This window comes from Paraglaciecola sp. L3A3 (assembly GCF_009796765.1).
Lineage (GTDB): Bacteria > Pseudomonadota > Gammaproteobacteria > Enterobacterales > Alteromonadaceae > Paraglaciecola.
The window spans coordinates 675,720-688,320 of sequence record NZ_CP047023.1 but is presented as its reverse complement, the minus strand read 5'-3'; the positions used below and the strand labels follow the sequence as shown (position 1 = coordinate 688,320).

Annotated in this window: 9 protein-coding genes; 6 read left to right on the top strand and 3 right to left on the bottom strand. The window is 37.3% G+C overall.

Translation table 11 applies throughout. The features are described 5' to 3' along the window. The first annotated feature begins 25 nt into the window (after window positions 1-25). Genes GQR87_RS02870 through GQR87_RS02860 form a run of 3 tightly spaced genes read left to right on the top strand, consistent with a single transcriptional unit; the run spans window position 26 to window position 3,902 of the window. On the top strand, window positions 26-1,729 hold the full coding sequence (locus GQR87_RS02870) for a GMC oxidoreductase (protein WP_158966370.1): 1,704 nt from the start codon (window positions 26-28) through the stop codon (window positions 1,727-1,729). 51 nt (window positions 1,730-1,780) lie between these two features. Continuing rightward, window positions 1,781-2,596 carry a DUF1080 domain-containing protein gene (locus GQR87_RS02865; RefSeq protein WP_158966368.1) on the top strand — a complete coding sequence of 272 codons (816 nt, stop codon included), beginning with the start codon at window positions 1,781-1,783 and terminating at the stop codon, window positions 2,594-2,596. Window positions 2,597-2,618: 22 nt separating this feature from the next. Beyond that, the gene (locus GQR87_RS02860) at window positions 2,619-3,902 is read left to right on the top strand and encodes a GGDEF domain-containing protein (protein WP_158966366.1); all 1,284 of its coding nucleotides are present in this window, start codon (window positions 2,619-2,621) and stop codon (window positions 3,900-3,902) included. Here the strand turns inward: GQR87_RS02860 and GQR87_RS02855 are convergent. After that, window positions 3,883-4,647 carry a phosphatase gene (locus GQR87_RS02855; RefSeq protein ID WP_158966364.1) on the bottom strand — a complete coding sequence of 255 codons (765 nt, stop codon included), beginning with the start codon at window positions 4,645-4,647 and terminating at the stop codon, window positions 3,883-3,885. The two genes, GQR87_RS02860 and GQR87_RS02855, sit on opposite strands and share 20 nt — an antisense overlap. 1,054 nt (window positions 4,648-5,701) lie before the next feature. Between GQR87_RS02855 and GQR87_RS02850 the strand changes: the two genes are divergently transcribed. Then, the gene (locus tag GQR87_RS02850; RefSeq protein ID WP_158966362.1) at window positions 5,702-5,917 is read left to right on the top strand and encodes a helix-turn-helix transcriptional regulator; all 216 of its coding nucleotides are present in this window, start codon (window positions 5,702-5,704) and stop codon (window positions 5,915-5,917) included. Window positions 5,918-6,210: 293 nt separating this feature from the next. Here GQR87_RS02850 and GQR87_RS02845 read toward each other — a convergent pair whose 3' ends face one another. After that, on the bottom strand, window positions 6,211-7,773 hold the full coding sequence (locus GQR87_RS02845; protein WP_158966360.1) for a bifunctional GNAT family N-acetyltransferase/carbon-nitrogen hydrolase family protein: 1,563 nt from the start codon (window positions 7,771-7,773) through the stop codon (window positions 6,211-6,213). Between the two features lie 153 nt (window positions 7,774-7,926). Here GQR87_RS02845 and GQR87_RS02840 point away from each other — a divergent pair, with 153 nt between their 5' ends. Both GQR87_RS02840 and speA read left to right on the top strand, forming a co-directional pair. Then, window positions 7,927-9,267, top strand: coding sequence for a magnesium transporter (locus GQR87_RS02840; protein ID WP_158966358.1), 1,341 nt, complete (start codon window positions 7,927-7,929; stop codon window positions 9,265-9,267). A gap of 114 nt (window positions 9,268-9,381) precedes the next feature. Further along, window positions 9,382-11,301 carry a biosynthetic arginine decarboxylase gene (gene speA, locus GQR87_RS02835; protein ID WP_158966356.1) on the top strand — a complete coding sequence of 640 codons (1,920 nt, stop codon included), beginning with the start codon at window positions 9,382-9,384 and terminating at the stop codon, window positions 11,299-11,301. Window positions 11,302-11,407: 106 nt separating this feature from the next. Here the strand turns inward: speA and GQR87_RS02830 are convergent, their stop codons facing one another. Next, window positions 11,408-12,538, bottom strand: coding sequence for a serine hydrolase (locus tag GQR87_RS02830; RefSeq protein ID WP_158966354.1), 1,131 nt, complete (start codon window positions 12,536-12,538; stop codon window positions 11,408-11,410). Window positions 12,539-12,601 lie beyond the last annotated feature (63 nt).

Below are 12,601 nucleotides of genomic sequence, written 5' to 3'. Positions count from 1 at the left end.
AGTAGAATTTATAAGGTCTTATAGAATGACAGAGTATGATGCGATTGTAGTAGGTTCAGGAATGAGTGGTGGTTGGAGCGCCAAAGAATTAGCTGAACAAGGGCTAAAAGTTTTAGTGTTAGAAAGAGGTGGGCCAATTGAACCCAGTAAAGATTATGCTGATTTTGTCACACCTTGGGAACGACCTAACTTAGATCAAATTCCTGAAGACGAAGTTAAAAATGACTATCCAATTCAATATCGAGCAGTACGCTATGCCATGCGCGACAGTACAAAACATTTTTGGGTTAAAGACAGTGAACACCCATATGTCACACCAAAAGATAAGCCTTATGACTGGATACGTGGCTACCACACAGGCGGACGTTCATTATTGTGGGGGCGTCAATCATATCGTTTAGGCCCACAAGATTTTGAAGCCAATATAAAAGATGGACATGGAACTGATTGGCCCATCCGTTATGACGACCTAAAACCCTGGTACGAATATGTTGAAAAATTTGCAGGTATAGCAGGCAGTAATGAAGGGCTTGAACAACTACCTGATAGTATTTTTCAGCCCCCTTTTGAAATGACTTGTGTTGAAAAAGAATTTAAGAAAAATTTAGAAGAGAGTTTTCCAACTAGAAAAGTAATACATGCACGGGTAGCCCATTTAACCAAACCCACTGAAGAACAAATGTCTTTAGGTCGTGGACCTTGCCAAGTTAGAAACCATTGTAATCGAGGTTGTAGTTTTGGGGCTTACTTTTCTTCTAATTCTGCAACCTTACCAGCAGCATTGAAAACTGGTAACTGTACAATAGTGAATAACGCGATTGTTCATTCGTTAGAATACGACGAGGTAAAAAAACGAGTATCTGGTGTTAAAGTTATCGATGCACAAAGCAAAGAAGTAAAAACTTATACAGCACGTTTTGTCTTTCTTAATGCATCAAGTATCGCTACCGCAATGATCTTATTACAGTCTAAATCAGCTAGTTTCCCCAATGGTTTAGCTAATAGCTCAGATCAAGTGGGCAGAAATCTTATGGATCATGTAAGCGCTGCAGCAGCAAGTGGTGAATTTGAAGGCTTTGATGATCAATATTATTACGGTCGTCGACCAGGCGGAGTCTATATTCCAAGATATGCCAACATCACAGAACAAGACAAACCCTACTTAAGAGGCTTTGGTTATCAAGGCGGCGGCAAACGAATAGGCTGGACCGGTAACCGCCCTGGAATTGGTGAAGACTTCAAACAAGCCAATCGCAAACCGGGTAATTGGCAAGTGGGCTTATACGCATTTGGTGAAGTACTACCTAATCCAGAAAACCGCGTCACTTTAGATAAAACTAAAAAAGACAAATGGGGACTACCATTAGCTAATATAAATTGTGTAATGGGTGAAAACGAAAAAATAATGATGCGTGAAGCACAAAAAGACGCATATGAAATGTTAAAAGCTGCTGGGGCAGTTAACATAAACCGAGGCCCTGATACAGAGTTAACTCTTTCTTTACCAGGTAACCGTATTCACGAAATGGGGACGGCACGAATGGGGCGTGATCCTAAAACGTCTGTATTAAATGAATGGTGCCAAGCCCATGATGTACCCAACCTGTTTATTACAGACGGTGCATGTATGCCTTCAGGGGGATGTCAAAACCCTTCTTTAACTTATATGGCCTTGTCAGCAAGAGCTGCACATCATGCGGTAAAACTATTTAAAAAGGGCGAGATTTAATATCTCGCCATGAATAACAATTATAATTTTAAATATTAGGAAACTATTTACATGAAAAAACACTTATGCGGAATATTACTAGCTTCAGCATCTCTTCTCACACTCGGTGCCTGCAGCTCAGATAGTAGCTCTGCAAAAAATGAATCTGCAAAAACAGAATGGGTTAGCCTTTTTAATGGTAAAAACCTAGACGGTTGGACTGCAAAATTTAACGGTATTCCTGTAGGCGAAAACTATAAAGACACCTTTAGAGTTGAAGATGGATTATTAACAGTTTCTTATGACAACTGGGATGGCTTTGAAGATGATAGATTTGGCCATTTATTCACCAACAAGTCCTATTCTAATTATAGGATTAGAGTTGAATACCGTTTTATTGGAGAGCAAGTAACCAATGATCCTAAATATAGCTGGGCTTATCGTAATAACGGTGTCATGTTAAATTCACCACCAGCTGAATCAATGGGGCTTGACCAACCTTTCCCTATTTCTGCTGAAGCACAATTATTGGGAGGAAATGGAGTAGATGAACGTACAACGGGTAACTTTTGTTCACCTAGCACACATATTATTCAAAATGGTAAATTGATCAAAAAACATTGCCTCACTTCTTCGTCAAAAACTTTTCATGGAGATCAATGGGTTTGGTTTGAAGCAGAAGTAAAAGCCGATGGCAGCGTAAAACACTTTATAAATGATGAATTAGTGTTTGAATATTCAGAAATGCAAATTGACCCAAGTGATCCATGGGGCAAAAAATGGTTAGACCAAGGTAATCCGTTAAAGGTTACTAAAGGTCATATTTCTGTTCAGGCTGAAACTCATCCAACTCAATTTAGAACCATAGAAATTAAACAATTAGATTAATTCTTAAGTTCAACGGAATAGAATGACCAAAATTGCTACAGATAATTTTACTAAATTAAAAATTTTTGCCTTTATGGTAACTGTAGCATTGGTCTTATTTTATGACTATATCCCTAAACGCACACTTACTATCCACCCCGATTTAAACAGCATCACTATTATATATGCAGATGGTGTTGAAGGCGGAAGTACAGAATTTACATGGATAGATAAAAACAAATCTGAATGGATTTGCAACTATAAAGGCGGGACTCCTTACCCTTATTGCAATATCGCAATTTCTTGGTCACAAAAACCATATAAACAGATAGACCTCTCTACTTATACGCATCTAAATATTGATTTAGAATATGAAGGAAATGCCGAATATATCAGGATATTCCTACGTAATTATTATGAATACCCAGGTGACATTGATGAAATAAAGGCTGGTAAATTTAACACCCTAACTAAACCGGCTGATTTTTTCAGCGAAGTGTCGCCTATATATCTTGATCAACTAAGGGTTTCTGATTGGTGGATAGATGAATTTAACGTCCCTCCCCATTTAGTCGGACCCGATATCAGAAAAGTCATTTCTTTAGGTTTAGGCATTCCTAATCCAGCGCCATTGGGCCAACATAAATTTCATCTAAAATCGATTCAAGCTGAGGGCGTTTATTTTAAAAAAGAGTTGCTGTATTTCTCGATTATTATTTTTTGGAGCGTACTATTAATAGGTGAAATATTATTTAGATATGTGCGGCTCAATAGGAAATCTCAAAAATACATCAATTTATTATCGAAAGTGACTGAGCAAAGTGCTATTTACAAACAAAAGTCTGAGACAGATAAATTAACTAAAATATTAAACAGAGAAGGTCTAACTCAAATTATCAAACAGTTGGACGCTACAGGGTTATTACACGAATATGCTGTAATGATGTTAGACCTAGATCACTTCAAAAAAATTAATGATAATCATGGCCACGCTGTTGGCGACAGTGTTTTGAAAGATGTGGCGGATAACATTAATACTTGTATGCGCTCCTATGACTTGGTTGCTCGCTGGGGAGGCGAAGAGTTTATAGTCTTATTTCATTGTTTAAATGCTGCAGACCAATACCCTTTTGCTGAAAGGGTCAGGAAAAAGATAGAGGCATCCAATTACGTAATTGCCGATCAAGAAAGAGTAACCGTCAGTATTGGCATAGCTAAAATGAGCAAAACAGAAAGTTTTGAAGAGACCTTTCAAAAAGCGGATAAAGCACTATATCAAGCCAAAGAAATGGGCAGAAATAAATCTGTTATTTACAGTCACGAATAGACGCCAACCAAGGGGCTAATTCATTGGCTACCGGTTTATTATGTTCAGCTAAAAATGCCAAGAAACTAAACGCATCCCTGTTTACGATCCGCTCTACAGGGAAACCAATTTCTTCAGCTAATTTTACCGACTCCGAACAATTTCCCACGTCATACGCTACATGAGCGTCACTAGCAAAACAGACTTTCCAATCCAACTTATCAACTAATTCTAAAATACCTCTACAGAACGGCGCACTGCCCTCTCTAGAGTGGGTAAATGAGCTATTATTGATTTCCATAAGTACGTTATTATCTTTTGCCGCTCTGATAACTTCAGCATAATCTAAAGGATAATTAGGGTTGCCTGGGTGACCTAATATTTGACACTTACCTGACCGAATAGTATTTAGCACTGCCTTTGTGTGCGTTTTAATATCACATGGTTTAAATACGGGCTCATGAAAACTGGCAATAACAAAATCCAAATAAGCATACATGTGTTCGGAAATATCTAATCCCCCTTTATTAGGTAAAATATTTCCTTCTATTCCTTTTAACATCACCACACCATTTTTCTGCCTAGGTAATATTTTTCTATTACCAAAATGCCATGGATGAGGTGAATCTGGCATCTCAGGACCATGCTCAGTCAAAGAGAATATTTGTAAGCCTTTTTCTTTTGCCTCAATAAAATATTCATTTACCGTACTATAAGCATGGGTACTTGCAATCGAATGAGCATGAGTATCAACCAGTATCTTCATTAAATTTCTCCTTTAAACAATTTTGATGGTACTGAGTATATATTGCATTTTGTTGATAGAACGTAAATAAAGAAATGCCATTTAGATCCCCCCCCAGATAGCTGCATCAAACCTTATCGCTAGGCGCATAATTTTAGGTTACCAAGTCAAGTTAAACGGAAAATCACTTAAAATATCGGTTAAAACTAAAATTTAAGTTTGCAAGTACTTACATTGATGTTATTTTTGTAGATGAAGATATTTTTAGTCCCTAGTTGAAGGGGCAAAAAGCAAACTTGTACTTTAGTTAGCGCTCTTTGTTTTTATATTAATTTGCAAGTGTAAGATTTTTTGGGGTAATCATTTATCTCATCTGAGAAGTGTATTATTTCTAAAAGTTAATAAAATTTTGCAGCTGAATTCAGCGCCTAAAATTACTTGCGACAATACAAAGATATCTCTTTTAAATATGTGTTTATGTTGCTCTGTTGTCTTAGTTTAACTAATAATTATTTAGCTGTTCTTAACAGTAATGACTGTTTTAACCTATTAACAAAAACATATTCGTCCTGATCAACCAACATTAGGATCGAGAAATAAGCCAACAAAAAAGAGTTAATTAGCTTATTCCTAATGAACTGATTGGGCTAATTTAAATTCATAATCCCTGCCAATAAAATCTATTTATACAGACTTAAAGTAAAATAAACTTTACATTGAGTTGTATTTTTTATGCCTCAAGTTTGCTATAACTAACTCAGCTTCAATATTCAAAATATTAACTTATGGCTAAATGATAATTGTCACTGCTTACAATTAAGGTGACTCAATAAGGGTAGGCAACATAATACTGAATGGCTAATTTACGATAGCTTGCAGAACAACAAACATAGTAGTGGCTCTGAGAACAGCCAAAGTAATATTCTAAATATTAATTGATACAACTAAAGGTACTAATCATAAACACCTCAGTATTAAGCCGAATGTATTCAGAAATTTCATATTCATCTAACTTAAACTAAGTAAATTTGAATATATAAAACGAACCTATACAAAGCTAAATTGAATAAAACAAATGAACAAATTACCTATAAAGAACAAAATTAGAGAGTTAAGATTTTTTGCTGATGAGATGACACAACATGAATTAGCTGAGCTGATTGGTATATCTCGACAGACAATTATTGCCATTGAAAAATGTAAGCACTCACCAACTTTAGAAGTTGCATTTAAAATAGCCACTGTGTTTGGTCAAACAATCGAAGAAGTTTTTGAGTACGAAATGAGTTGAGATGATTATCAATCTAAAATGGTTATGCTAACGAAATGCACTATAAAATAAGACAATTAACGATAGTGAATACATACATACAAATTGAATTGAAGCTAATAAATTAACTGAATGACAAAAAAATATATCATTCAGTTAAAAATAAGCCCGCAGTTATATTTGGATTAAGGTTTATTCGATGACGAAATTTTTCGTGTATAGCAAGGCGGTTTTTCGCACGTTATAGCGGGCTATTACTAGAAAACCCCACGCATCTAGAGGTTCGGTTTATCCCGAGCTCTGGTTAACTAGTATTATTTACCCGTCCAGTCTACCTTGTACAAATCACGGCGCCTGTCGAGATAATTTCTCACCGAACCTTCATTTCTAAGCTGAGTTAATCTATCTAGATCTAAGTCAACAATTAACGTCATTTCTGTATTAGGTGTCGTTTCCGAAACGATTGCGTCATGTGGGAAAGCAAAGTCAGAAGGTGAAAAAACCGCTGATTGTCCATACTGAATATCAACATTATCGACCTGTGGAAGATTACCTACACTTCCGGCAATAGCCACATAACATTCGTTTTCGATGGCCCTAGCCTGTGCGCATATTCGAACTCTAAGATAGCCATTTTTTGTATCAGTCCAAAAAGGAACGAACAATACCTGAATTTCTTGCTCAGCTAAAATTCTGCCTAACTCAGGAAATTCCACATCGTAACAAATCAGAATGCCTATTTTTCCGAAGTCAGTATCAAATGCTTGCAACTTATTGCCGCCTTGCATGATCCAGTCTTTCTTTTCATGAGGAGTTGGATGTAGCTTATATTGACTGTCAATTTGCCCATCTCTATGACACAAATAACTAATGTTATATAACTCGTCATCTTCCACTACCGGCATAGAGCCAACTATGACATTAATGTTATACGACACTGCCAAACGTGAAATTTCAGTTAAAATTTCTTCACTGTAAGTAGCCAAATTCCAAATTGCATCGATTGAGGTTTCTGCTGGTTTAATGCCCATCAAGGGTGCATTAAAAAATTCAGGGAATACTGCAATATCACACTTATAATCAGACAGTGCATCAATAAAATACTCTGCTTGCTGTAGCAGTGCTTTAACGTCATTAAAATAACGCATTTGCCACTGAACACAACCTATCCTTGCTGTATTTCTATGCCCACCAAATAACTTAGGGGAATCTGCGTTGTAATACATATTGTGCCATTGCAACAAAGTGGCATAACCCTGAGATGCTTCATCCTCAGGTAAATATGCTTGCATAATTTGTTTAACTTCAAAACCATTAGAGATTTGAAAAGTCAGAATAGGATCGTATAAATCTTTTGATTTAACCGCTTCTATATATTCATATGGAGACATTTCCGCTGCATGTTTAGAATAATTTGGGATCCTACCTCCTGCCATTATTGACTTCAGGTTTAAGTTTTTACACAACTCTCTACGGGCTTCATATAATCTTCGACCAACTCGCAGACCTCTATAATCAGGTGAAACAAAGACATCAACACCATACAAAACATCGCCATTTGGATCATGAGTGGTTAAGTATGCATCACCGGTAATTTCATCGTAGGTATGTTTATCACCAAATTTGTCATAATCCACAATCACAGAAAATGCAGCACCTATTACTTTGCCTTTATCTTCGATACAAAGTTGCCCTTCAGGGAAAGTACTTAGCTGTGCTTTATAATTCTTTAAAGGCCAAGCACCTCCCACCTTTGCATAAATATCATCCATCAACTCTTTAACATCAGCATAATCATCGAGAGTTAAATACCTCAACTCAAAAATATGTTCGGGATCATCAATGCTAGGTGTATTTGTCGTCTCTCTATCTTGCATAAAATTAGCTCTTTCAAGGTTAATAAATATCTAGTTGTGGGTTATTTGACCATAACCCAAGTATTGCAGAAAAATATACAACGAAATCAGATACAAGTAGTACAGAATTAACTTACAATTGTATATAAATTATTTACCCCTAAGGATGACTAAATGGTAACTAACGAACAAAGAGAGTCTGCCTTTTTATGGGTTTTAGATAGACTACAAGAAGGCCAAATAGCGGTTCCTATTATCGCTAAAGAATTCTCAGCAGAAGACTGGGCATTTATATTCGAAGGCTTACCTAAACATCTACGTTTAGAACTTTGGCAAACACTTAACGAAGATAAAAAGTCACCTATTCTAGCTGCGATGCGAGATGACTCTCGTGAACAATTAATGTCTTTGTTAAGTGCAGAAAACATCGAAGATGTGGCACTTAGCAGTAGCGCCGAACATTTAGTCGAAATTCTCGATGCTTTACCCAACAAAGTCGCAAAAGGGCTAATTCAAAAATTAAATCCTGAAGACACTGAATTAGTTGAAGAGGCGTTAAATTATAATGATGAGCAATTAGGACGATATGTAAACCACGATGTTTATACGGTAAGTAAGGGCATACTCATTAAAGATTTATTAAATGAGCTAAAGTTTGAAAAACTGCCCCCTTATACAGACAGTATTTTAGTGGTTGACGATTCTGGGCACTACCTTGGGCAAATCGATATCAACCAATTATTTGACTATGATGAAACACAAGAGGTCATTCAAATTGCGGAGTTTTCAGACCGAGTATTAGCAGCCGATTTGGATTTATTTGAAGCATCAGAAGCCGTTAAAAGCAGTGGTCGTTCAATGTTACCTGTGATTAATGGCCAAGGCAGATTACTAGGTCGATTTTCTATTAAAGATGCCATAGACGTGTATCAGGAATATTACGAATCACAAATGTCGCATATGGGCCGAGTGAGTGACGAAGATTTATTTGCGCCTGTGTTCACCAGCTCGAGACGACGAGCTGTTTGGTTAGGCATTAATTTAATCACAGCTTTTGCGGCATCCATTGTAATTGGCTTATTTGATCAGGTACTCGCAGAGGTTGTTACCCTAGCGGTTCTTATGCCTATAGTGGCGAGTATGGGCGGCATAACGGGCAGCCAAACTCTGACTTTAACAATACGTGGTTTAGCCACAGGCCAATTAGCCAAGTCCAACTTACATGCTTTAGGTAATAAAGAGGTATTAGTAGCATTTTTTAATGGCTTATTATGGGCAGGGGTTATTTCTTTTATTACCTCGATATGGTTCGACAATAACGCACTTTCAGCGATTATTGCCTTTGCCGTTATTATTAATATGGTGATAGCAGCCGTAGCCGGTATAGCGATCCCAGTAATCTTAGATAAGATGGGTATTGACCCAGCTTTAGCGGGTTCCGTAATCCTCACTACAGTAACTGACGTGGTTGGATTTTTTGTGTTTTTAGGCTCAGCATCATTATTGTTACTTTAATTACCCACAAAGCAGAAAAAATAATCAAAAAATGGATGAATAGTTGCTAGCTAGTCGTATAGATGTCAAATATAATCCACCGGTTTTTTAACTCCCAAATACAGTGAATTTAGCATGGCAACAACAAACAATTGGTCCGTAAACGATTCTGAAAACCTATACCGTGTTAAGCGCTGGGGAGAAGGTTATTTTGAAATTGGCGAAAATGGTAACTTATTCGTTACTCCCGATCCTACCAATACCGATATGCGTATTGATTTTAAAGCCGTAGTCGATGAAATAAAAGAAGAAGGCATCCAGTTTCCAGTGGTAGTAAGGTTTCATGACATACTCAGATCTCAAGTGGCTAAGTTAAACCAAACTTTTCGCGCCACGATTGAAGAAGCTGAATACCAAGGCCAGTATATGGGTGTTTACCCAATTAAGGTCAACCAAATGCGCGAAGTAGTCGAAGAGATCGTCGATGCCGGTGCGCCTTTTAATTACGGCTTAGAAGCAGGCTCTAAAGCTGAGTTATTAACTGTCATGGCTTTGAATACCAATACTGAATCTCTAACGGTATTGAATGGTTATAAAGATCAGGAGTTCATGCGCCTTGCGTTACTAAGTTTAAAACTTGGTCGTAAAACATTAGTAGTAATAGAGAAATTCTCTGAACTTGTTTTACTCGTCAAAATTGCTGAAGAATTAGGTATTAAACCTCTAGTAGGGGTACGTTCTAAAATGACAGTAAAAGGCCGTGGGAAATGGGCAAGTTCTGGCGGAGAACGAGCTAAATTTGGCCTAACAATTAGTGAGATCATCAACGCGGCTCGTTACCTTGAAGAACGCGGCATGGCCGATAGTTTAAAACTTTTACATTTTCATATCGGCAGTCAATTAACCGATATTCGTTCGGTAAAAGAGTCTATAAACGAAGGTGCCATGATTTATTCTGAGCTGCATAAGATGGGCTTTAAATTAGAATACGTCGATGTAGGTGGTGGCTTAGGTATCGATTATGACGGTAGTCAGTCAACCAATGATTCGTCACGTAACTACAATATGAGCGAATATGTGGCTGATATTGTATTTGGCATGAAACAAGTTTGTGACTTAGAAAAAGTACCACACCCTACCTTAGTAAGTGAAAGTGGCCGTGCCATTACCGCACATCATAGTTGCGTGATTACCCAAGTTGTAGGCGAAATTAAAGCCCATGGTAAGGGGATTCAAACAGAGGCTGTAGCTGACGAACATGTATTAGTTAGCAACATAAGAGAATTAACAGAGATTATTGATTCTCATAATAATCTACAGGAAATATTTAACGATGCTTCCCAATTTAAAGAGCAAGCATTAGGCGCGTTTAAATTACGAGTTATTTCTTTAGAAGAGTTAGCCAAAATAGAAACTCTATATTGGCAAATAATGGAAAAGGTTCAGCTCAAAATACAAACTGCTGAGTTTGTTCCTGAAGAAATGCAAGAATTAGCATACAACCTTTCGTCACAATATTTGTGTAACTTCTCTGTTTTCCAATCAGCGGCAGATACTTGGGCTATTGATCAATTATTACCCGTTGTGCCACTTACCAGAATGAACGAGCGACCTACAGTCAACTGTTCTTTAGTGGATATTACCTGTGATAGTGACGGCAAGTTGGATCAATTTATTGGTGAGAACGGAATTTCAGACGTATTGTCTATGCACCCGCTAAAAGCTAACGAAGATTATTTCATAGGCTTATTCTTAACAGGCGCATATCAAGACGTTATGGGCGACATGCACAACTTATTTGGTCGTCTGAATGAAGTACATATATTTGGTCATGATGACGATCCAGCTGACTTTTACATTGAAGAAGTAGTTAACGGTTCATCTGTAGAAGACGTGTTATCAATCATGCAGTACCATCCAAAATCTATGGCACAAACAGTGAAAAAAGCGATAGATGCGCATATCGCTAAAGGTGAAATGAAACCTAGAGAAGGGGTTAAATGGACAGACTTCTACGAAAACTGCTTAAAAGGTTACACCTACTTAAAAGTCTAAAATTAAGATCAATTTATAATAAATATGCTAGATAATATGGGTTGGTAAATGCCAACCCATATTAATAAACGGCCCTCGGTATTATAGCGCTAAGATAATGGATTTATTAATGTGTATTAGCTTGTAATGGCTTAGCGTATTTGAAGTATCTTTGCCAAAAGTCAGGGGTAAATTCGTTTATCAAATTAGATTCGGCATTCATCAACATCACATAACCTACGCCAAAATCTGGCGCAAAAGCCACATCGGCTCGGTAGCCTTTCACCCAACCACCATGATAATTTAATATTTCACCGTCGAATTCGTAAACTCTCCAACCCAAGCCATAATGTGCATCAGAAAGATGTTTGCGCCACTGACGTCGATATAACTCTTTTTTACTTTTGGTTAATGGTGTAGTGACTTGTTTTACCAGTGCAGGGCCAATCACATTCGGACTTTCTCCTAATAATGCTCGCATCCAAATCACCATGTCTCGCATACTAGCGTTAACACCAGCAGCAGGCGAATAACGATAATAATCATCTCGCACTGAAGATGAACGCCAACCGTTTTTAGAAATTGCCACGTGAGGTTTAGCCCACTTTTCAGAATTTTGTAATGCCGTTTTACCCACACTGGCATGGGGCATTTTTAAAGGGGTAATCAGGGCGTTTTGCAACGCCTCTCCATAGCTAGAATGATGTTGTAAAAAATATTCATCTACCACAGCAAATAAGGTATTTTGATAAGTGTAACAATCTCCAGGGTTGCATAGTGGTTTAAGGCCAGCGAGCATAGTAAGTACTCGCTTAACAGGATAATTTGCCTCTATTAAGTTATCATAAGCATTAGGAGTATAGCCGCTAGATTGGCCAATAATATGTTGCAAAGATAATGGCGTAACACCTTTATTTACCAATTGAAATTGTGGCACAAGATCAGCTACAGGCACTGACCAATCAAGTTCTTTATGCTCTACGTATTTAGCCATCAACATAGAAGTAAAGGTTTTAGAAACTGAGGCTAATCTGAATACAGTATCGACATCGATGGGCGCACCTGTTTTACTTTCTTTACCGTATACTACAACAGCTGCAGGTTTACCTTTTTCAATAAATGCAAAGGTGTAACCCGGAATATTTTTATGTACCGCCTTTCTTTGAATATGTTGAGCAAATTCATTAAACCAAGCATCCGCAGCTGTAGCACTAAAACAAAAAGCACTAGTCAGGCACAACAACAAAGATCTAATCATGTGTTACTCGCAGCGGAAAATAAAAAACAATAAAATTGACACAACAAAAAAATAATCGAACAC